General features: G+C 35.8%; 19 protein-coding genes. 7 read left to right on the top strand and 12 right to left on the bottom strand.

The genetic code is table 11. From position 1 onward, the window contains the following. Window positions 1-20: 20 nt before the first annotated feature. The 3 genes from crcB to L2586_RS17580 are packed head-to-tail and all read right to left on the bottom strand — an operon-like array spanning window position 21 to window position 1988. Window positions 21-389, bottom strand: a complete 369-nt coding sequence (crcB, locus tag L2586_RS17570) for a fluoride efflux transporter CrcB (protein WP_235294246.1) — start codon at window positions 387-389, stop codon at window positions 21-23. Then, the gene (locus L2586_RS17575) at window positions 386-1462 is read right to left on the bottom strand and encodes a glycosyltransferase family 4 protein (protein ID WP_235294247.1); all 1077 of its coding nucleotides are present in this window, start codon (window positions 1460-1462) and stop codon (window positions 386-388) included. The genes crcB and L2586_RS17575 overlap by 4 nt, the downstream gene beginning before the upstream one ends. 25 nt (window positions 1463-1487) lie before the next feature. Next, the gene (locus tag L2586_RS17580) at window positions 1488-1988 is read right to left on the bottom strand and encodes a DUF6565 domain-containing protein (protein ID WP_235294248.1); all 501 of its coding nucleotides are present in this window, start codon (window positions 1986-1988) and stop codon (window positions 1488-1490) included. Between the two features lie 214 nt (window positions 1989-2202). Between L2586_RS17580 and L2586_RS17585 the strand changes: the two genes are divergently transcribed. From L2586_RS17585 to L2586_RS17595, 3 genes are all read left to right on the top strand, one after another. Continuing rightward, window positions 2203-2970, top strand: a complete 768-nt coding sequence (locus L2586_RS17585) for an isoprenyl transferase (RefSeq protein ID WP_262914182.1) — start codon at window positions 2203-2205, stop codon at window positions 2968-2970. A 60-nt stretch (window positions 2971-3030) separates the two neighbouring features. After that, a complete protein-coding gene (locus tag L2586_RS17590) occupies window positions 3031-5637 on the top strand; it encodes a BamA/OMP85 family outer membrane protein (RefSeq protein ID WP_235294250.1) in 2607 nt (868 codons plus the stop codon). Between the two features lie 544 nt (window positions 5638-6181). Next, complete coding sequence (locus L2586_RS17595) at window positions 6182-6835, top strand: hypothetical protein (RefSeq protein WP_235294251.1); 654 nt, start codon at window positions 6182-6184, stop codon at window positions 6833-6835. 107 nt (window positions 6836-6942) lie between these two features. Here the strand turns inward: L2586_RS17595 and L2586_RS17600 are convergent, their stop codons facing one another. Then, window positions 6943-8664 (bottom strand): ABC transporter substrate-binding protein, encoded by a 1722-nt coding sequence (locus L2586_RS17600; RefSeq protein WP_235294252.1) that lies wholly within the window; start codon window positions 8662-8664, stop codon window positions 6943-6945. 78 nt (window positions 8665-8742) lie between these two features. Between L2586_RS17600 and L2586_RS17605 the strand changes: the two genes are divergently transcribed. Further along, on the top strand, window positions 8743-9651 hold the full coding sequence (locus L2586_RS17605) for a TIGR01777 family oxidoreductase (RefSeq protein ID WP_235294253.1): 909 nt from the start codon (window positions 8743-8745) through the stop codon (window positions 9649-9651). A gap of 80 nt (window positions 9652-9731) precedes the next feature. On the opposite strand, the gene L2586_RS17610 is transcribed toward L2586_RS17605, so the two are convergent. Together L2586_RS17610 and L2586_RS17615 are read right to left on the bottom strand one after the other, a co-directional pair. Then, complete coding sequence (locus tag L2586_RS17610) at window positions 9732-10157, bottom strand: LNS2 domain-containing protein (protein ID WP_235294254.1); 426 nt, start codon at window positions 10155-10157, stop codon at window positions 9732-9734. A 4-nt stretch (window positions 10158-10161) separates the two neighbouring features. Beyond that, window positions 10162-10992, bottom strand: a complete 831-nt coding sequence (locus L2586_RS17615; protein WP_235294255.1) for a M23 family metallopeptidase — start codon at window positions 10990-10992, stop codon at window positions 10162-10164. Window positions 10993-11164: 172 nt separating this feature from the next. Here L2586_RS17615 and porW point away from each other — a divergent pair, with 172 nt between their 5' ends. After that, window positions 11165-14125 carry a type IX secretion system periplasmic lipoprotein PorW/SprE gene (gene porW / locus L2586_RS17620; protein WP_235294256.1) on the top strand — a complete coding sequence of 987 codons (2961 nt, stop codon included), beginning with the start codon at window positions 11165-11167 and terminating at the stop codon, window positions 14123-14125. A 471-nt stretch (window positions 14126-14596) separates the two neighbouring features. Here the strand turns inward: porW and L2586_RS17625 are convergent, their stop codons facing one another. From L2586_RS17625 to L2586_RS17650, 6 genes are all read right to left on the bottom strand, one after another. Further along, window positions 14597-14977 (bottom strand): hypothetical protein, encoded by a 381-nt coding sequence (locus L2586_RS17625; RefSeq protein WP_235294257.1) that lies wholly within the window; start codon window positions 14975-14977, stop codon window positions 14597-14599. Next, the gene (locus L2586_RS17630) at window positions 14977-15186 is read right to left on the bottom strand and encodes an AtpZ/AtpI family protein (protein ID WP_235294258.1); all 210 of its coding nucleotides are present in this window, start codon (window positions 15184-15186) and stop codon (window positions 14977-14979) included. Before L2586_RS17630 ends, L2586_RS17625 begins: the two co-directional genes overlap by 1 nt. Further along, window positions 15179-15637 carry a bactofilin family protein gene (locus L2586_RS17635; protein ID WP_235294259.1) on the bottom strand — a complete coding sequence of 153 codons (459 nt, stop codon included), beginning with the start codon at window positions 15635-15637 and terminating at the stop codon, window positions 15179-15181. The genes L2586_RS17630 and L2586_RS17635 overlap by 8 nt, the downstream gene beginning before the upstream one ends. A 125-nt stretch (window positions 15638-15762) precedes the next feature. Then, window positions 15763-16809 carry a PorP/SprF family type IX secretion system membrane protein gene (locus tag L2586_RS17640; protein WP_235294260.1) on the bottom strand — a complete coding sequence of 349 codons (1047 nt, stop codon included), beginning with the start codon at window positions 16807-16809 and terminating at the stop codon, window positions 15763-15765. Window positions 16810-16929: 120 nt separating this feature from the next. Further along, window positions 16930-18012 (bottom strand): trypsin-like peptidase domain-containing protein, encoded by a 1083-nt coding sequence (locus tag L2586_RS17645; protein WP_235294261.1) that lies wholly within the window; start codon window positions 18010-18012, stop codon window positions 16930-16932. A 1-nt stretch (window position 18013) separates the two neighbouring features. Further along, window positions 18014-19318 carry a YbjN domain-containing protein gene (locus L2586_RS17650; protein WP_235294262.1) on the bottom strand — a complete coding sequence of 435 codons (1305 nt, stop codon included), beginning with the start codon at window positions 19316-19318 and terminating at the stop codon, window positions 18014-18016. 96 nt (window positions 19319-19414) lie between these two features. On the opposite strand from L2586_RS17650, the gene L2586_RS17655 reads away from it, so the two are divergent. Together L2586_RS17655 and L2586_RS17660 are read left to right on the top strand one after the other, a co-directional pair. Continuing rightward, window positions 19415-20377 (top strand): GSCFA domain-containing protein, encoded by a 963-nt coding sequence (locus tag L2586_RS17655; protein WP_235294263.1) that lies wholly within the window; start codon window positions 19415-19417, stop codon window positions 20375-20377. Then, entirely contained in the window at window positions 20377-21441 is a 1065-nt protein-coding gene (locus L2586_RS17660; RefSeq protein WP_235294264.1) for a BamA/TamA family outer membrane protein, read from the top strand. Before L2586_RS17655 ends, L2586_RS17660 begins: the two co-directional genes overlap by 1 nt. Window positions 21442-21608: the final 167 nt, after the last annotated feature.

The following is a 21608-nucleotide window of genomic DNA, read 5'->3' on the forward strand; positions in this document are numbered from 1 at the left end:
TAGCCTGAGAAAAAAGGAAACTATAGTTGCTCGGCAACAGTCATTCCGCCATAAATAGCGAGCAAGCAGATTAAAAAACTAGCTGCCATATAAAGGATTGCAGAAAGTGCCTGTCCTGAATCAAACAGCTGAAAGGATTCCGCAGAAAAGGTAGAAAACGTTGAAAATCCACCACATACACCTACCAACAAAAATAGCTTCATTTCTTGGCTAAATAAATTCTTAGCGCTTAATCCAATTAGAAATCCTAGTAGAAGGCAGGCTAAAACATTGACCAATAAAGTACCAAATGGGAATTTTTCTGAGAACGATGCCATCAGATTATTGATGCCATATCTTAAAAGACTCCCGATTCCACCGCCTAGAAATACAAACAGGATCGATTTCATGACTTCGCTTTCGATTTCAAACTGCTCTTCTTGATTCTTTGTTGACGAGCATATAAAAAAAGCAAACTTGTAAGGATAATAGCAATACTGAAAATGACCATTAGAAGGTAAAGGTTACCAATGCCTTGGAGTTGTACTGCCATGAAAATAAATAAAATATTGACCAAAACCAGTACGCCAGTTGATTGCATATGTGTCAGACCAGAGTCTAGTAGTAAATGATGAATGTGGTTCCTGTCTGGTTGGAACGGTGAACGTCCCTTGAGAATCCTCATGGTAAATACTCGTAAAGTATCGAATAAGGGCAGTATTAATATGCCGATAGCCACTGAAGGTGCAGATTTTATGAAATAAGGAGAATCTCCTAAGTCTTGATGTAATTCTATAAATTGAATAGTTAAAATAGAAGCGACTAATCCCAATAATAAGGATCCAGTATCTCCCATAAATATCTTCGCAGGGGAAACATTATATTTCAGAAAAGCAACTAAGGATCCAGCCAAAGAAAATGCTACAATCGCGATTTCGAGTCGGTCTATTAAGAAAAACCATGAGCCTAAAAGAACGCTGATTAAAGTTCCGATACTCCCGGAGAGTCCATTAATTCCATCGATTAGGTTGAACGCATTGATGATGACGATAATCGTGAAAATAGAAAGCGCGATGCCTACATATTCATTAATTGCATAGATTCCGAAGATTCCGTAAAGACTCGTGATTTTAACATTGGCCTTAAAAACAAGAATACCTGCAGCAAAAATCTGACCTAGAAACTTACGGCCAGGATCCATCGGATCTATATCGTCTTTGGCTCCTATCAGAAATATGATAATAAAGGCACAAAGAATATACTGCAAGTCACCGAAGTAATTGAATGGTGTCCAGAGAATGATGGAAAAAATCATCCCTGCGAAAATACCAATTCCTCCTAGAGACGGTGTCGTCGTGGTGTGAGCTCTTCTTTCACCTGGCTCGTCAGTTAAACCCTTCTTAATGGCTACATTAATAATGGATGGAATTGCCAGGAAAGTAAGTGCAAAGGCCGTTATAAAACTTAATATCACATCATACATACGATGCAAAGATATATAAATTCGCCTATTTACCTTCTTCTAACCATTCCTTAATCTTATTCGAAATATCGTTGATGCCTTTCTGGAAATCGTCTAAAGCCTTTTCAATGTCATCTCCATAAACTTCCTTGAATATTTGTTCTAAGTCTTCGTCTGGGTCATCGAATAAGTCTTCCATGGCTTGATCCATTTCTATTTCAAACTTCTTAACATCTAATTCAATAGCCTTGAGAACATTACGTCCATGGCGATCGTACTTGTATTTGAAATATTTTATCCAGAAAGTTTTCTTTTCTTCATCTGTCAAATTTGATTCGTGTTTTGGGTAACACTGATCCACGAAATTATCCATCTGGTCATCTTTTGCCTTCCAGTCTGCTTTAGAATAATCTTCATGATTCGCTGAAACTTTATCTGTAAAGGTTTCATAACCTTTAACAAACTGACCTTTAGTCATACAAGGGTCGATGGTGCATGAACTTGCGAAAATGGTTAATACTGCGAATGCAAGAATAAATTTGTACATATTGATTAGTTAGTTGATTCGGATAAAACAATGAAGATTTTAATAATATTGTTCCTTTACCCACAGAATATAGATGAAATTGATTTTTTAGATGATGAAAGTATCCGATGTGGCTATTAAATAGGAAACGATTGTCTAATTCTTAAAGATCAAAAAGCTGGCCTGTTATTAATAAATACTTGTAAATGTGGATTTTGCTTAGCTTTTGTTAATTTTGCAGAAATTTTCGAGGATTGAAAATATGGATCTGAAATCTCAAATAAACATGGACTTGTTACCAGAACACATTGCCATCATTATGGATGGGAATGGGCGATGGGCTAAGAAGTACGGAAAGCCAAGAGTTTTCGGGCATCGAAATGGTGTGAAGGCGGTTAGAGAAAGTTCTGAATCGTGTGCAGAATTAGGTATTAAATATTTAACGCTGTACGCTTTTTCTACTGAAAATTGGAACCGTCCTAAACTCGAAGTAAATGCTCTGATGGCATTACTTGTAGAGACACTCCGAAAAGAAGTAGAAACTTTGAATAAAAATAATATTCGACTTAATGCTATCGGTGATCTAACTAAGTTGCCTCCTAAGAGTTATAAAGCTTTATTAGAATGCATCGAGAACACGAAGCATAATGATCGAATGACTCTTACACTTGCTCTTAATTATAGCTCTCGATGGGAAATTCTCCATGCAACTAAATTAATTGCTGAAGATGTAAAGAGTGGAAAAGTGGATCCAGATCAGATAGATGATGACTTATTCAAAACTTACCTCGATACGCATAACATGCCCGATCCGGAATTAATGATTCGGACTAGCGGAGAAAAAAGAATTAGTAATTATTTACTTTATCAGATGGCTTATTCTGAATTGTATTTTACAGATATTTATTGGCCAGATTTCAGGCGAGAAGACCTGTATAAGGCCATTGTTGACTATCAACAAAGAGAAAGAAGGTTTGGAAAAACAAGTGAGCAATTAGGTTAAGTTGCAACACTTCATGTGGCTTAGCCGTTCTTTAACGGCAAGTCTTAAATAGATGATTAAATGAAGATTGAGATTATAAAAAGTATTTTGTTCGGAATGTTTCTATTTATGTCAATGGGCTTAAATGCTCAGGACGTAATGGGAGAAATTGATTATGACGATCAGAATGAATATGAAATCGGTGGTGTAAATGTTTATGGACCTAAACATAGAGACCCAAATGCGATTATTTCCATTTCAGGATTAACAGTAGGGAAAAAAATTACTGTTCCTGGTCCTGAAATTCCTAAAGCGATCAAGTCTTTACTTCGATTGAGATTATTCTCAGATGTAAAGGTGATTCAGGAGAGAGTAGAAGATGATATCATCTTTCTAGGGATTGAATTAACAGAGCTACCGATTTTAGCAAGATACTCTTACAATGGAGTTAAGAAAGTAAAGCATGAAGATCTTAATGAGATCGTCGATGGGATACTTACTAAAGGTGGGATTGTCACGGAAGATCTTAAAGAACTTACTAAGTTGAAAATCAAGGAGAAATTTATCAGTGATGGTTTCTTAGATACTGAAGTTGAAATTAAAGAATTTGCAGATACGATTCGGGCGAATTCGGTTAGACTTGAGTTTGACATTGACAAGAAAGATAGAGTTAGAATTCAAGATATCGTTATCCATGGTAACGAGGCTGTTTCAGATCGGAAACTTCGTAAGAAAATGGAGAATACGAAGAAGAGGTTAACCTTGCTGAAGAAGTCTAAGTTTAAGGAAGACGAATACGAGGATGATAAGAAAGCCATGATCGCATATTATAACACGATTGGTTTTCGGGATGCTAAGATTGTGAAAGATTCTGTATATCGTGATTCAGAAGGAAAGTTCTTTATTGATATCACGGTTTCGGAAGGAAATAGATATGTGTTCAGAGATATCGTGTGGAAAGGAAATTCTTTATATTCTAGTGAATACCTAGGAAGTATATTAGGAATCGAAAAAGGAGATGTGTACAACGAAGAATTGCTTAATCAGCGAATTCAGTTTGCTCAGGATGGAAGAGATGTGAGTTCATTATACATGGATGATGGGTACTTGTTTTTTAGAGTAGATCCTACAGAAATAAGTATAGAGAATGATTCTATTGATTTAGAAATGAGAATTTATGAGGGTCCTCAGGCAACAATCGACAGGGTAAATATTGCAGGTAATGATAGGACTCATGAACATGTTGTTAGAAGAATGTTGAGAACGAAGCCAGGTGCTAAGTTTTCAAGGTCAGATATCATTAGATCACAAAGAGAGATTATCAACTTAGGATATTTTAATCCTGAGAATATGGATATTGGAACTCCGGTAGATCCGCAGAGTGGAACAGTGGATATCGAATATCAACTAGAAGAAAGGCCTTCGGATCAGCTTGAGTTATCAGCTGGATATGGAGGTTTCCAAGGTCTAGTAGGTACACTTGGTGTGACGTTTAATAACTTTTCTCTAAGAAATATAACAGATCGATCAACATGGAATCCACTACCACAAGGTGATGGACAACGACTTTCTGTAAGAGCACAATCGAATAGTAATTTTTACCAGTCTTATAACTTTTCATTCACTGAACCGTGGTTGGGAGGAAAGAAGCCGACCAGTTTAACAGTTGGTAGTGTATATTCTAATTTTGATTATTCTTCATTAGGAAGTGGTAAGTTTTCGATAACAAATGTATCGATAGGACTTGGAACGCAGTTAAAGCGTCCGGATGATTATTTTGTATATAGTGCAACAGCTAATATTGAGAATTTAGTGTTAGATGATTACTTCCAAGGAGGATTTACTGTTTCTAATGGTAGCTACAAAAACTTTAACCTAAGACAGACTTTGGTTAGAAGTTCAGTGGTAGAACCAATTTTCCCACGGAGTGGATCTAAGATTTCATTGACATTACAACTTACTCCATACTATTTCTGGAGAGGTAAGGATAATACTATATTCCAACTTACGGAAGCAGAAAAAGCTCGTGAAATTAATGAAGAGAACCTAAGAAGAGGAGAGGGGGCTCCATTGTCTGAAGCAGATGAGTTATCATTTATTGAAGATTTAGAAGATGCAGGAAAATTTGAGTTTTTAGAATATCACAAGTGGAAATTCGAAGCGCAGCATTTCTTCAATGTTTGGGATAAGCTAGTTGTTATGGCTCAAGCCAAGATTGGAGTGTTAGGTTACTATAGGAAGGAAGTAGGAGTTTCACCTTTTGAAAGATTTGAAGTAGGTGGTGATGGTCTGAATAATCAGCAAGTACAGATAACAGGTAAAGATATCATTTCGGTAAGAGGGTATGAGACGACAGATTTTGTTGTAAATGGTGAAGATGGAGAACCAGAGGATGCAACTATATTTAATAAGTTTACAGTTGAATTGAGATATCCATTTACCTTGAATCCGAATTCTACGATCTATGCTCACTTATTTGCTCAAGGAGCGAACTCGTATGGAGGATTCAGAGATTATAATCCTTTCCAGTTGAAGAGATCAGCGGGAGCTGGACTTCGGGTATTCCTTCCGATGTTTGGATTACTTGGATTTGATTATGGATTTGGATTTGATAAAAATCTTGAACCAGGATCTAAGTGGACTGATTTCGGTAAGTTTAGTATAGTACTTGGTTTCGAACCTGAATAGCCGTTGCGAAGGATGAACGAACGATCCGTAGGATGAACGAACGATCCGCAGGAAAAATGCCAGCGGCATTTTAGTGAGAGAACCAGCGGCACACCCGCTGGATGGGAAGCCGGAGGCATTATAGGCTATGAACCCGCGGCTTATCCGCTGGATGGGAAGCCAGAGCATAATTTAATTTTAAACTGAGTGTTCCTTGTTAGAACGTAATGCAAGGAAGATAAAATAATGTCAACAACACGCCGATAAATCTGATAGCCTCACTGGATGTGAGACCATCAGATTTATCTTAAAAAAAAGTCATGGTCTCACATAAAGTGAGGCTATGACTTTTTTTGTTTAAAGTTTTGTAGATTCTAGAATGTGAATGTTTTATGCCATCTCGTGCTTCAAAGTTAATAGCTTCATAGAATGAGAAATAGTGAGACGATTTGTGATATACTATCTTAAATAAGGTGAGTCCAGAATAACGAAAGTTATATTTTTCACACGATCAAAAGTTAATAAATAAGGTCTTTTATTTACTAAGTTAATAAAGAACCTTTGCATGGATTTTTATGACAATCAATTGTTTCATATTTATAATCAAGGAAATAATGGACGGAAAGTATTTCAAAATTCTAACCACTATGATTATTTCCTATGGAAAATGAGATTGACCTTACCTCCCTTTGGTAGTTTAATAAGTTATTGCTTAATGCCAAATCATTTTCACTGGCAGTTTTATATCGAAAATTCTAAAATTAAAAAGCATGACTATTATAAACATGTGGATGAATTAGAATACAAAAGGAGAGATTTAAAATTTGGAACCAGTACATTTCCAATGAAAGCAAGAGTGAAAGATGAAAATGATGAAATAACATTGAACCATGCAATTGGAATACTATTAAGATCTTATACTAGAAAAGTGAATCTGGAGTTAAATGAAAGTGGGAGTTTATTTAGGTCACATTGCAAAGCAAAAGATGGATGGATTGACGACTTTATTACAATTGATGGAAAACACAAATCTAAATTTGAATTTGGGAATGATTATGTTTTTCAATGTTTTAGTTATATTCATGAGAATCCAGTAAAGGCTGGATTAGTAAAAACGGCAGTTGATTGGGAGTACTCTTCAGCTAAAGCTTATAATGGATTTAGAAATAATAGTATCGTTAATATTGAATTAGGAAAAGAATTATTTAATAATATTTAAGACTAAGATTACACGCCGATAAATCTGATAGCCTCACTGGATGTGAGACCATCAGATTTATCTTGAAAAAAGTCATGGTCTCACATAAAGTGAGGCTATGACTTTTTTTACTCCGCGAACTCGAAACTCCCAACAAAATATCCTGGTCTTTTCATTGAGAATAAGCCCTTGAACTTTTTATTCAATACAAATTTCTGAGTAGGAGAGTATAGGAAAATCACTGGTTGCTCATCATACATTAATTGCTGGAATTCTTTATATGCTGCAGTCCTTTCAGCAAGATCTTCAGCCGTTCTAATGAGCTCTATTAATTCATCGTTTCTTTCATTGACATAACCTGCAAAATTGCCTTCCTTAGGATCACTATTGTCAGAATGCCATCGCTGGTAAGGATCATATGGCGCAAGTGAATAGCCTGCCGCAGATGCCGAAGCTTCGAAATCCAAGGCATACATTGCTTCATTAAATTTACGACCTTCCTTGATGATCATTTTTACGTCAACTCCTGCTTGTTTAGCATTATCTTGGAAGAGTAGACCAACTTTCTGACCCAATGGGCTCTGAGAGGCTACATATTCCACTTCTAGTTCTACAAGTTGGCCATCTATAATTTTATCTCGAACGCCATTTCCATTAGTGTCTTTCCAGCCTTCATTATCAAGTATTGCATTAGCTTTCTTTATATCGAAGTCTATTTCAGAAAGAGAGCGGTTATAATATTCGGAGTTAGGCATTATCGTTCCTAGTTGTCGAGTCGCATATCCATTTTCTAGATTATTAATGATTAGGTCCACATCAATCAAATGAGCCAAAGCTCTTCTTACATCTTTGTCTGCTAATTCAGGCTTTCTATTGTTCAGCCCGATGTAGTAGAATCTAGCTAACTCAGGAGTTGCGAGTGTAAATAGACTATCGAAATTAGAACTGTTTTTTAAGTTTTCAAAAATGGTTGCACTTTTTACAACCATGAGGTCTAAGCTTCCATCTTTTAATAAAGTTACCGCCGCATTTTCATCTGAGATTATTCTGAAGATCACTTCCTTAGGGTTGTTTTCGAGTGCCTTCCGTTCAGGATACTTATCGCCCCAGTAATTTTCTTTTCGCTCTAAAGCTATATATTGATCTATTTCCCAAGCTTTTAACTTGTATGGCCCACTTCCGGAAACGATTTCTTTAGAATATTTAACACTATTAAAAGTTTTCGCAAATTCAGAAAGAATGCTGTCCGATTCTTCTGAATTCACTACATCCTGAAGGGAATAAGCATCTAAGATTCCTTCAGGATCATAGATATGTTTTGGGAAGATCTCGAATGTGCAACTGGCCTCTTTAGCAAGAAGGAAATATTCCTTTATGATAACGGAAAACTTTCGATCGTTCGAAGCATCTATACCTATAGAATCGATATTTGCTAATAGCCCTCTCCAAGAAACTGCATCAACTTTTGGGTTCATAGCAACTTTCATCGTGAAAAGGTAGTCTTCAGCAGTGATCGGTTTCCCATCATCCCACACGGCATCTTCTAAAAACTCATAATCATATACTATGGTCCCATCCTCCATGACCTTTGCGTCAGGTACTTCCTTGATTAAAACTGGACTCATTTCGTAAGTAATAGGATCGTAGTGTGCAAGAGGTAGGAATATTAATGAATTGACCTGATTAGATTCATCTGTAGGGTTTCCAACCATAGGATTCACTCTTCCTGGATCATTAGCCAATCGAATATTGAGACTAAAATCCTGAATTGGTTTTTCTTCCGTCTGACAGGAATACATACATAACAACACACTCAGGAATAAAATTGGATATATATTCAATAATTTCATTATCATGAATTTAGGACATAGAACAATCTGCCTTATAAAGATATTTAATATATATTAATAACATATTAATAAATTTAAATGTCAAAAAAAATACTGATAACTGGTGGTACCGGATTAATTGGAAAATCGCTTTCAACTTTACTTTTAAGTCATGGTCACGAGGTTTCAGTGCTATCAAGAAGTAAGAAATCAGACGGTAGCATTCAATTTTTTGAGTGGGATATAGAAAAGGGATATATAGAAGAAGGAGCATTGGATGTTGATTTTGTTATTCACCTAGCAGGAGCGGGAGTCGCTGATAAAAGATGGACAGATGATAGGAAAAAAGCAATCCTAGAAAGCCGATTACAATCGACGGCGCTTCTTAAGAAGGAATTGTCAAAAATAAAAGGAAAAAGACCTGGATACATTGGAGCTTCTGCGATAGGAATCTATGGAAATCAGGATGATCATGCTTTATCAGAGGAAGAAGTGAGCCAAGACCGCAGTGACTTCTTAGTAGATGTCGTCCATCAATGGGAAGAAGCACACAGAAGTTTGCAAAGTGAAGTGAGTTCTTTAGCCATCATTCGGATAGGAATAGTGCTTTCCACAGAAGGAGGTGCCTTAAAGCCAATGTTAATACCGTTTAATTTTAGAATGGGGAATTATTTCGGTGATGGTTCTCAAGTATTTTCATGGATACATATAAATGACCTTTGCAGAATATTCACTTTCATTATAGAACATTCACTAGACGGAGTGTATAATGGGGTAGCACCTCATCCTGTCAATGGAAAGGAACTAGTTCGTTCTATAGCAGAATCTAAACCTGGACCTTTTGTTCAGTTTGGGGTACCAGAATTTATGCTCAAATTAATATTTGGAGAAATGTCGGAAGCTATACTTATGAGTTCGAAAGTATCAGCTGATAAGATCTTAGATCAAAAATTCCATTTTGAATTTGATGAAATCAATCCTGCAATTAAGAATTTACTACATCGGTAAAATGATGAAGTGATTTAAGATACTTTCAGAAAAGCATTGCTGCTGATCATCCTGTATTCTTAAATCACTTGCATTTGGAATTAATCTTCGAAAACTTCGATGGATTTATTTTTATTGACAAAGTTGGTAAACTTGCCCTTAAATCTTGTCGCTCTTACTAAGTGATTATCAATCCAATGATAATTACCTCCTCTAGGCTTACCCATTAGAAGACCATGATATCTAAATTTATGTTCTTTCAACCACTTTTCAGTGATTTTACGGTGTTCTTCAGTTCTAGAAGTAAAGAAAGTTATAATATGACCTTCTTCATACCATTGGTTGATAATTTCTAAAGCGTCAGGATATGGAGAACATGTTCCCATTCTTTCCGGTTCTTCATTAGGAATATCATCGCAAATTGTACCGTCGATATCAATTAAAAAATTCTTGATTTCGTCTGATAAAATTGGGCTTAATAATTTACCCTCTTCGTCTCTTAGGGTTTTTAAATCGTGATTACTCATTCGTCTAAAAGTTTATAAATTCTGTTGGATTAACCGGATGCCCATTGTACCAAAGCTCAAAGTGTAAATGAGGTCCGTCCGATAATGTTCCTGAATTGCCGATAATCGCTATCGCCTCTCCAGCTTGCACAAAACTACCAGCTTTTTTTAATAAAGAAGAATTATGCTTATAAAATGATACAATATTATTGGCATGCTGAATGGCTATGGTATTTCCTGATTCTAATGTCCAATCGGAAGAAATGACGTAACCGTCCATGATTGCTTTAACTGCAGAATTTTTAGGACCGAGGATATCCACGCCGAAATGTTTCCTATTTGGATCGAATTCTGCACTAATAGGCCCGAGTAATGGCGTTAGCAAATAGTACTGACCTAATTTTGCCTTATTTACTATTTTCTTAGGGCTGCGATTCGTGTATTCTTGATCTAGATCTAAGTTAATAGGAATGTTAGATGGATTTTCATCGAATGATTCTATCCTGCTATCTCCTTCAGAAGTCCCCACTAATCTAGTTTTGCTCCTTTCTAGATATTCATTCATCGCGAGGATATCATTTTCTAACTCTTCAGTCTTTTGTGTCAGCTCTATAAACTGTTTATTAGCTTCGACATCTCCATAACCAGGTAGAAAGGTTTTTAAAGGTGTAAATACAAAAAGTAGAATAATTATAAGTCCAAGTAATACGAAGACACTACTCAGGAGCATATATAAGTTAAGTAAACTTAGCTTGTAAGTTGATACTTCTTGTAATGTCTCATCATCTAAAATTACCAAACGGTAATTCTGTTTGAGTTTATCTTTTTTCTTTCCTGTTAATTCGTGTTCATCCATATTCCCAATTATAACGTTGTTTTCGAGTATAAATTGACATATTGTCAAAGAGAAAATCAATTTATAAAATAAATTTGCTCGATTTTTGTTATATCATATGTTGGTCTGACATTTTTGTTTTGTCAGGCCCCAAAGGTATTGAAAGTAATTTAAAAATAATAAATCTGATAGATTGAGGCGGATTATAGTTTTATTAGGGTTTTTAACGACAATTTTTCTAATTGAAGGGTGTACTGTTCAAAAGAAGAGAGGAGAGGTCGGTACGATAGGAAAGATTTATCATAATACCACTGCGAAGTTTAATGGTTATTTTAATGCAGATGTCTTAATGCAAGAAGCAGAGGCGTCGCTTACTTCTCAATATCAAGAGAATTATAATCAACTTTTACCATTGTATCCATATACGGCGACTAATGATGCGAAATCGGTAAGTGCTAATTTAGATAAGGCTATTGAAAAAGTTTCTATAGCAGCGACGATTCATGAACCAAGTCAATGGGTAGACGATTGCTACGTTTTACTTGGAAAGGCGCAATACTTAAAGCAAGACTATGAGTCTGCAGAGAAGACTTTTGAATTTTTTGTAGATGAATTTGATCCGCTGAACAAGAGGAAGTCAAAATTAAAAGATACAAAGAAAGAAAAGAAAAAGACTACACGAAAGTCTACTCGTCGACCTACGACTAAGAAGAAAAAAGCACCGAAGAAGAAACGAGAAACTACAAAGAAAAAAACAAAAAAGAAAAAGACTAAAAAGGCTGGGACTAAAAAAAGAACTAGTAAGCCAGGAAGCAAGAAGAGACCTGAAAAAACAGAAAGTAAGGCGACAGAATCTACTACAGAACGTTCTACAACGACGGAGACAACCTCAACGGTTGAAGCAGACAAAGGTACTCCATCAACTAAATCTACCAATACAAAAAGTACAAACCCACCTAATTCAGATCCTAAAGAAGTTGTTTCTTCCGCTGAGAAGAATGAGATGTTCGGGCACAAGCCTGTGTATCAGGAAGGAATATTATGGTTAGCAAGAACTTATGTTCATAGAGAGCGCTTTTCACTTGCAAGTTATTACTTAGATAAAGTAGAAGGTGACGCTGGAACTCCAGAGGATGTCAGAAGGGAAATACCAGTTGTCCGTTCATTTTACCATATTAAGAAGAAGGAGTATAGTGAGGCTATTATTTCACTTAATCAAGCTATAGAACTAAGCAAAAACAAAGATGAGAAGGCAAGATTTACCTTCATTATAGCGCAGCTAAATCAGCAATTAGGAAGACAAGATAAAGCATTCGACGCATATAATGCGGTGATCAAAATGCATCCTGCATATGAGATGGAATTTAATGCGGCATTGAATTTATCTAAGGCAGCATGGGCTTCTGGTCAAGAAACGGCTGAAACGACAATGAAGCGTCTAGAGAAAATGGCGAAGGAAGAGAAGAATTTCGAATATAGAGATCAGATCTACTATACCATGGGAACGATAAATCTCAAATTGAAACAAAGAGACTTAGCGATAGAAAATTTTAGACAGTCGATCAAGTACAATGTTGGAAATGGATCTCAAAGTGCTGAATCTTACTATGCACTTGCGACTTATTTTTATGATGAGGAAGATTACGCAGATGCAAAGTATCACTATGATAGTACATTGATTACCCTTCCGAAATCTGACGAGCGATATGATGATGTGAAGCGAAAGAGTGAAAACTTAAAAGATATTGCTACGAATATTTCTATGATAGAGCTGCAAGACAGTTTGTTAAGGGTTAGTGAAATGGGACCTGAAGAGCAGAAGAAGATTGCTGCGGCATTGAAAAAGAAAAAAGAGATGGCTTCTAAACCTAAGACTGCCACTTTAAGTAAAGGTGCTAATGTTGCTAATGCCATTTCAGTAAGCAGTGTCGGAGGTGCTTCAGGAGGAGGAAAGAAAAGTGATTTTTTCGCTTATGATCTAAATAAAGTGCGTCGAGGTCAAAATGATTTCAGAAAGAAATGGGGTTCTAGGAACTTAGAAGATGACTGGAGAAGGTCTAATAAAACATCAAGTACTATCGATGCGGAATCTTCGGAAGAGCAGATCGCAAAACGCATGACCGATGAAGAAGTACAAGCACTTTTATCTGGAGTACCTTTCAGTGCAAAAGCTAAATTGGTTGCTAATAATAAAATCGAAGAGGCTTATTTTAATTTAGGAAAGCTATACAGAACCAAATTAGAACAGTTTAGTAAATCAGCGGAGTCGTTAGAAGAATTGTATCGAAGAAATGCAAAAACGATGTTAGCCGAGGAAGCTTACTATTATTCTTACTTGTCTTATATGGATTTGAAAAACACTGCAAAAGCAAATTATTATAAGGATAAATTGGTAGCAGAATTCCCAGATTCTAAGTATACTCTTTCTATTACCGATCCAAATTATGGAGATAAGCAATTAAATGAAGCTAAGAAAGTGGAACGGAAGTATGAGCAAGCTTATAGTTTGTTTGAAGATGGTGAATATGCAAGTGCTAAAGGTTTATTAATAGAATTAGCGAATGAAGACAATGAAAAATTGAAGGGACTGAGCGCAAAAATTGACCTATTATCTGCAATGTGTGTTGCTAATTTAGAAGGTGAAGCTGCTTATATTACTTCGCTTAATTACGTTGTGAAGAAGCATCCGAATACTCCCGAAGAAGCAAGAGCAAAGGAAATACTTAGATTTGTAAAAGGAGATAAAAAAGCGTTCGATCCGATATTATACAATGAGTCTGGTGAAGACTTTAAGGTAGAGCCGGATAAGTTGCACTACGTTATTGTGATCTTATACTCTAAGAGTAGTAAGGACATGACGACTTCTAAAATTGACATCAGTACTTTCAATCAAAAGAACTTTAAAGATGACAAGCTTAAGATTTCTAGCATTTACTTAAATAAAGATGAAGGTTCACAAATCATTTTGGTTCGTAAGTTTAGCAATCAATTAACAGCGATGGAATACCATCAGAAAGCTGTTGAAGCGGAGGAAGGTTTTATTTCAAAGGATCTAGAGTATGAAGTTTTTGCGGTTACGCAGAAAAGTTATAGAGAGATTGTTAAGCAGAGATCAGCAGATTCTTATAGAGGGTTTTTCGAAGCAAATTACTAGACTGATGATATTCATCTCTTGAAATTAACAACTTCACGGTATTACCTCAAGTGAGTCTATGAATGTTTTATTAATCTGCGTCATCACTGAAATCTGCGGGAAACTTTTTCCACGATCCAACAACTATCTTTCGATTACCGTGATCATTTGATAGGCTGACTTCAGGTCAGGCTATCAGATCATTAATACAACTTCATGGTATCACCTCAAGTGAGGCTATGAATATTTCATTAATCAGCTTAATCTGCGTACTTAGCGAAATCTGCGGGAAACTTTTTCCACGATCCAACAACCATCATTCGATTTCCATGATCATTTGATAGCTGACTTCAGATCAGTCTATCAGATCATAATTAATAACTTCATAGTATCACCACAAGTGAAGCTATGAATACTTTATTAATCAGCTTAATCTGCGTACTCAGCGAAATCTGCGGGAAACTTTTTCCAATATCCATTATCCATTATCCACTATTTCCCCTTCGCCAACTTAGTCAGAAAGTAGGTTTCGAAAATAGTATAACTAAGATAGATGACCAGAAAAGGCAGAAGAAAAGCTCTAGATTCGATCTGATAAGCTTTCTTGTAGATGAAGACAATAGCAACGCACATGAACATTTTAATGATCATGTTACCGACGATGATATTATTAAATGAGTACTTGTTAGAACTGCTTGCTGCAGAAGTACCCAAAGTATACATCAAGTAAGACAATCCAAAGAATGCGATGATCGCATAGATAGAGAAATCAGTGAATTTTCCAATTTCACCGTGGCCATGAATTAGTAGAACGATAGCAAGAAGAGCTATCGTAAGGCCAAAAAGGTATTTTAAGAAATTGGATTTAGACATTAACCTACATCTTTATAGACTTTATAAAGATAAGCCGCTAATCCTATAATTATAAATATGAGCATAAAAACTGGTTTTTCTAATGCTAGATAGGCGTCCAGTTTTTTACCAAGCCATAGTAAAAGAAAAAGCAACACAAATAATTGTGTTGCCATTCCCATATATTTTAATAAATCGTTTCGTTTATTTTCTTTTCCAGTTTTAGGCATTGAGCACTAAATCTTTCTTGATTCCAGAAGGTTTGTTTTTATTGCTATTTACATTCGAAAGCGTCTGTCCTCCCATCTGGCATTTCACATTAAAGATTGCACCAGACTGAACTAGAAGCTTATCTGTAACGATTTCACCAGTGATCTTAGCCGTATCTTTTACAGAAAGTAATTCTTTAACTTTCAACGCTCCATTGAAATTTCCTTCTATCAAAGCATTAACACAATCTATCTCACCATCTACAGTTCCTGATGGTCCGATGATCACTTTACCTTTACAATTCAAGTTACCTATTAATGTTCCATCTATACGGAAATCATTATCAGCTTTTACAGTACCATCTAATTGTGTACCTGCAACTAATGAATTACTTGAGTTAGAAGGAGGCGCTGTGCTTCCAGATCTCTTTTGAGCAGCTTGTTCTTTCTTTGAATCTTTATTTCCGAACATCTTGAATTAATTTTAACCTTTTAAAAATGTAAAATAAGATATGTTTACCACATTTAATAAAAAATAGTGCAGCATATTTAATTTTTACAATATATGTCGTCACCGACATTTAGAATAAAAAGGACTTAAAATTTAGGACAGTAAACCCCTCTGTTTTCAGGACCGCAAATTGTATAAACAAGTGAAAATTCGAAAGCTCCATTTCCATATGTTGCAGCCGTTAATGACGAAACATTGATGTCATAACTGAATCCTATTCCATATTCCTCGTAATCAATTCTTGTTGCTAATACAATTGCATCTACATGGATTCCACCAGATTCTTGTCGGCCGACCCTTGTCCAAGCACCCGCTTGCCATGACTGACCTCCATTTCTGCTTTTTCCCATTGCGAACCTTAGTGAAGTACCAAGATTAAACTCTCTGTGTGGTCCTTGAAACATTGCAACAACGTTAGGAACCAAAGAAATTCTATTTCTAATCAAAAATTGACCACCCGCGTGAAAAGTAAATCTGCTCGCTAATGGCTCAAATGAACCTTGGTAGAAACTCTGATTAGGTTGATTTAGGTGATGGAAAGCTCCACCAACATAATAATTTGTGTTTTTATCGATAACACTGAACCAAAGAAGTCCAGCTGATATATCTCCAAAAAGGAAGTTGTATCTCTCTAATGACTCATTAGTAGGGCACGTAGGACAGAATCCTCCATTACCATCATGCTGAGATCCCCACTGAAGATTATCTTGTCTTATTCCTCTATTAGCAAGTGCAGCTTCTGCTCCAATTACTAAGTAATGTGATTTCTTTCTATATCCTCCCATTTTCTTACTGTAAGAAAGCGAAAGTCCTCCATGCTGAGTGCCGAATCTAGAAGATCCTGCAACATCACCATAAAATGATCCTCCGATACCAAAATAATCAGATCGTCCTACAGGTACTTTTTGATCGTATGATGCGGAGTAAGTATTATATGCATTTGAACCTAAGGCTTGTGCCCATTGATTTCTGTAGTTAGCCACGAAACGCGTATTACAGTTCATAACCCCCGTTAATGCAGGGTTAAGGTTTAATGGTGACATGTAAAACTGGGAAAAGTGTATATCCTGAGCACTTACACCAGCACACATTAAAACCGTAAAAAGAATGAATAGGTATTTTTTAAATTTCATAGTTTAAAGTTTCGAGGTCTTAACATCAAAGGCAAAATTAATCATTTATTCGGTGTATTTCTATTTTTGTATACATATTAAAGACATTATAATTTGATAAACCCCCCATTATTAGACGTATTAATTTTGCATTTTCCACATCGCTCCGAACTCTTCCACAAGGATATTGTCAAAATAATCTGCCTTTTCGAATAATTCTCTAAATAATTTAACGCCAGTTTCCTGATTCAAGTATTGATCGAAGATTAAAAGTGAAAGTATAATATCTTGATCTTTTATTGACAAACTAAATCCTTCTAACTGATGATTTTGTCGTAGCAGATATTTATAAATTGAATTTATACCTTCTGATGGCAATTCACACAAATAAGCATCACAAATATTAAGCCCGTTTTTCGAATTGTACGAAATGTTAATTCGCGCACTCCCTCTCGTTATTTGCCAATTCTTAGGACCTCTTCTTGCTAACTTTACCTCATAGCCGAGCTCAGTCAACATCGATTCTAAAATTTTAGAAACGCCCATAGGCTCGTAAGGTTCTATGGATTTAATCAGTCTTATGGATGCACCACAATGTGGACAATAATCCATATTAGTAGATTCTTCGAAAACGATGTTCAGACATGAATTACATCGAACACCTGGCAAGTTGCCGCCTTTCTTGAAATCATGTAAGGTATCTAGTAAATATCTGACCGGAAGTGAAAAACCAATATTGTTCCCATCTCGTATCACGAATGTGTTAATTCCAATAACGCTTCCGTCTCTATCAAGTAAGGGCCCACCACTATTTCCAGGGTTGATCGCTGCATCATGTTGGATATAAGTGATTCCGGATTGCTCATGCAAGAGATTACTGATAATCCCTGTGGTAACCGTGTATTTTAATCCATAGGGATGTCCGATCGCAATCACTGGATTTCCTTCTGATAAATCCCCGATTCTCTCTACATCAACTTTTAAATGTTTCAATTCTGGCGGTGCTGATATAAAGGCAATATCAAATTTAGGATCGATGTAAATGACATCTACTATCTGTTTCTTGAAAACCCGCCCATCAATTGCAACTTCCGCATTATCTCTGACCACATGTTCATTCGTAACGATAACATCATAATCACTGATGTAGAAACCCGTCCCAGTGCTGTAAGGTGTAGCGATCTGAATAACAATATCTTTATATATTTCTATAATTTCTTCCATCTTAAGCGTGGTCTAGATTTATGTCTTTAATTAGATTTAAGAAACTTTCTGAAAAGGTTAACATCGTCGAAAAGTCAATGGCAGAAGCATTAAGATCTAAATGTGGGTGAATCGATTTATACTTGTTTTCTATTCTCGCCATTTCTTTTTTAACCCTTCTAGCATTAGGTGTATCTCCATTGATGAACTCTCCATTATTTAGAAATTCAGATTCTGTTACTCGATAGAACAGATCTAGTAATTTCATGTCTGGCATCGGTAAAGCATAACTGAAAAGACTGTAACCGACAACATAGGAAGGAATGGCAAGTGCAATGGCAGTATGCTTATTTTCTTTATACCATTGCATTTTATTCAATTCACTTTCTATTAACTGAGTTAATGTCTCATGTGGTGTTGGTACAGGTAGACCGAAAGTGCTTATCACATCATAAAGTTCTGCTTTAATTTCTTCTTTATCCTTCTCTAAAATTTTCCTAAATGATTTGATGAAAAGATTATTTTTTAGTGCGACTTCACTCTTGTCGTTCGCAAAGAAAACCCGATGATTTTTTTCTAAATTATCCATCAGGAAGCCTTCAGGCGTTAGTAAGTAGTCGAGTTTGTAATTTAAATCTAGCAACAAAAACGATAGCCCGCCTGGAAATTGATCAATATTAAGTTTACTGGTTTCAATTTCGTGAAAACACTGGTTGATTTTATGTGTCAAGTAAACATATTGTTTTTCTTTCTGTTCCTCCGATCTGGGAATGATATGCTCATTGTTGATCGGTCGGAGATCGCTGAATTCATCTAGAATTAGGTCGTCTAATTTATCAGCCTGCGTCGCCATTTCTTTTAATCCTTGGTACAGCTTATTAGGACTTGCATCTACAGTGTAACTATCGAATATTAGAAGGATGTTGCCTTCTTCATCTAGCGCAAATCTAGAATATTTAAGCAAGTAATTTTTTTCCAAAAGTCGCCGACTTAATCCAATTTTGATATCGTCGGTTTGTGCTATTTTGGCCTCAGCTCTGAATTTTGTTTCATTTTGAAAACCTGAAATGGTTTTTGATCCTTGAAAAAATTGAAAGGTGACTTCATTCTCAGCTGTCTGATAGGATATATTCTTATTCTCTGGGTTTTTAAGAAAAGTAAGTAAGTTTATCGTTGCTTTTAGGTATTCCTCATTTTCATATGCAAGAAGTGCATCTTCCCAGACCTTGTAATTCGACGAGGGTTTATATGCATCGCTAAACCTACCGAGCATTTTTATTTCTTCTTTGTCCGTATTCCTGTTAAATAACTCATCTAAAAATCCCATTTTGTAAAAATATGAATTATTACTTTTAATTTTTACTGAATTAATTAGCTTATGCTTTGAATGGTATGGTCGCATGAAAAAAAGAATTAATTATCTATGAATTTTCGAACAGTATTAAAAAAGGACAAGGTCAGAGAAGTAATTTCTTATCAGGATAAAATACTGTGTATAGGCTCGTGTTTCGCAGAAAATATACACCATTTTTTAAGCCATCGTAAGTATAAGTCATTTTTGAATCCATGCGGAATTACCTATAATCCGATTTCGATTGCTAATAGCATTTATTACACGATCGGGATGACAGATATTAAGAGAGAGGATATTCAAGAAAATAATGGGATCTATTTTCATTTTGATTTTCATTCTCAGTTTTCTGGAACAAGTAAGGATGAAGTTTTTGAGAAAATTACACATCATCTAGAACAAGCTCGGAAATTCAATGATCCAGATGTTTTAATTTTGAGTTTGGGTTCTGCATTTACTTATTTTCAGAGTATGACGAACGAAGCGGTGAATAATTGCCATAAGATTCCGCAATCGTCATTTGAGAAAGTTAGGTTGAGTATTTCGCAGATTTCTAATATGTTAAATGTAGCGATTTCTGAGATTAGGAAGGCGAAACCTAAGATGAAAGTGATTGTGACCGTGAGTCCAGTTCGACATTTAAAGGATGGAATGATTAATAATAATTTGAGCAAGTCAAGTTTGCTGTTAAGTGTTCCTGAATTAGAGGAGGCGACCTATTTTCCATCATACGAGTTATTACTAGATGATTTACGAGATTATCGATTTTATGATCGGGATTTAGTTCATCCTTCTTCGGAAGCTGTAGATTATATTTTGGATTTTTTTGAAGGTCAATTTTTTTCTGGAGAAAAGGAAATTCGCGACAAGGTTGTGAAAGTTCAGAATGATCTTAAGCATAGAGCTTTCTTTCCTGATTCAGATCAGCACCAGCAATTTTTAAAGAAAGTGATGATTAATATGCAAACTTTAATGGAGGAATCCAACGTAGATTTTTTGAGGGAGATACAAGCAACGAAAGAAAAATTAATTTAATGAGGATTGCATTTACTTTAGTATTAATCATGTTTTTAACAGGCTCAGTTATGAGTCAAGCCAAAAAGGAAAAGAAATTCAAATACAGTGCATTGCCCGTTGTGTTTTTTTCTCCTGAAACTGGACTTGCATTCGGTGGATTGATTAATACAAATTTTTATATTCAAGATAGTTCTTACAGACCGTCTACGATGTTGTTAGGTGGTGCATATACTTTGAAGAAACAATTGCTTGTTTATTTACCATTTGAGTTTAACTGGGGAGGGAATAAGTATTTAGCAAAAGGGGAAATAGGGTATTATCGGTATTTTTATAATTATTATGGAATTGGGACGGATGTAGATTCGGACTTTGAGGTTTATACCGTAAATTTTCCAAGATTAAGAATCATAGGAGCATACCGATTTTATGGAGATCATTACGCAGGGATCAAGTATAATTTTGATGATTATAATATTCAGTCGCTAGATTCGGAAGGGAGTCTTCTCAATGATCAGATTTCTGGTTATCAAGGTAGTCTTGTATCGCTTGCAGGTTTGGTGCATACTTATGATTCACGAGATTATAATTTCAGTGCGACGAAGGGTTGGTTTATTACGACTACATTAGAATATAATGGCTCCGTCTTAGGAAGTGATTTCCAGTTTAGCAGAATAACTTCTGATATTATCAAATATATAAGTGTTGCCGAAAATCATATTCTAGCCTTGAATCTTTATGGTGGAACGACTTTCGGTACACCTCCTTTTCAAGAACTATTATTATATGGAGGTGGAAACAAAGCAAGAGGATATTATCTAGGGCACTATAGAGATAAAGCACTGATTGTTTTTCAGCCCGAGTATCGGTTCCCAATCTGGAGGAGGTTTAGTGGCGTTGCATTTGGAACATTAGGGAATGTAGCTCCAGCATTGAATAAGTTTGAAATTTCGAAGACGAAGTGGAATGCAGGATTAGGGCTGAGGTATATGATTAATCCGGATGATCGATTGAATCTTAGAGTGGATTACGCTATAGGTAAGGAGACGAGTGGATTGTATATCACGTTTGGTGAAGCTTTTTAATAGACTGAATGTGATGCTTTTTAAGGGTTAGCTTGAGTGTGAAGCAAGAAAGCGTTGCATTTTTGTTTAGAATTGGGAAGCAATGTTGGGTAGAGAATACATCCTGATATTCTTGTTCTGTAAGCCGAAAAACATTTCATAGCCTCACTCCATGTGAGACCATGAAG

The organism is Portibacter lacus (assembly GCF_021533215.1).
Taxonomy (GTDB): Bacteria; Bacteroidota; Bacteroidia; order Chitinophagales; family Saprospiraceae; genus Portibacter; species Portibacter lacus.

Coding starts and splice junctions, on each gene's coding strand:
- crcB (WP_235294246.1), bottom strand. CDS start 389: ATGAAATCGATCCTGTTTGTATTTCTAGGCGGTGGAATCGGGAGTCTT.
- L2586_RS17575 (WP_235294247.1), bottom strand. CDS start 1,462: ATGTATGATGTGATATTAAGTTTTATAACGGCCTTTGCACTTACTTTC.
- L2586_RS17580 (WP_235294248.1), bottom strand. CDS start 1,988: ATGTACAAATTTATTCTTGCATTCGCAGTATTAACCATTTTCGCAAGT.
- L2586_RS17590 (WP_235294250.1), top strand. CDS start 3,031: ATGAAGATTGAGATTATAAAAAGTATTTTGTTCGGAATGTTTCTATTT.
- L2586_RS17595 (WP_235294251.1), top strand. CDS start 6,182: ATGGATTTTTATGACAATCAATTGTTTCATATTTATAATCAAGGAAAT.
- L2586_RS17600 (WP_235294252.1), bottom strand. CDS start 8,664: ATGAAATTATTGAATATATATCCAATTTTATTCCTGAGTGTGTTGTTA.
- L2586_RS17605 (WP_235294253.1), top strand. CDS start 8,743: ATGTCAAAAAAAATACTGATAACTGGTGGTACCGGATTAATTGGAAAA.
- L2586_RS17610 (WP_235294254.1), bottom strand. CDS start 10,157: ATGAGTAATCACGATTTAAAAACCCTAAGAGACGAAGAGGGTAAATTA.
- L2586_RS17615 (WP_235294255.1), bottom strand. CDS start 10,992: ATGGATGAACACGAATTAACAGGAAAGAAAAAAGATAAACTCAAACAG.
- L2586_RS17625 (WP_235294257.1), bottom strand. CDS start 14,977: ATGTCTAAATCCAATTTCTTAAAATACCTTTTTGGCCTTACGATAGCT.
- L2586_RS17630 (WP_235294258.1), bottom strand. CDS start 15,186: ATGCCTAAAACTGGAAAAGAAAATAAACGAAACGATTTATTAAAATAT.
- L2586_RS17635 (WP_235294259.1), bottom strand. CDS start 15,637: ATGTTCGGAAATAAAGATTCAAAGAAAGAACAAGCTGCTCAAAAGAGA.
- L2586_RS17640 (WP_235294260.1), bottom strand. CDS start 16,809: ATGAAATTTAAAAAATACCTATTCATTCTTTTTACGGTTTTAATGTGT.
- L2586_RS17645 (WP_235294261.1), bottom strand. CDS start 18,012: ATGGAAGAAATTATAGAAATATATAAAGATATTGTTATTCAGATCGCT.
- L2586_RS17650 (WP_235294262.1), bottom strand. CDS start 19,318: ATGGGATTTTTAGATGAGTTATTTAACAGGAATACGGACAAAGAAGAA.
- L2586_RS17655 (WP_235294263.1), top strand. CDS start 19,415: ATGAATTTTCGAACAGTATTAAAAAAGGACAAGGTCAGAGAAGTAATT.
- L2586_RS17660 (WP_235294264.1), top strand. CDS start 20,377: ATGAGGATTGCATTTACTTTAGTATTAATCATGTTTTTAACAGGCTCA.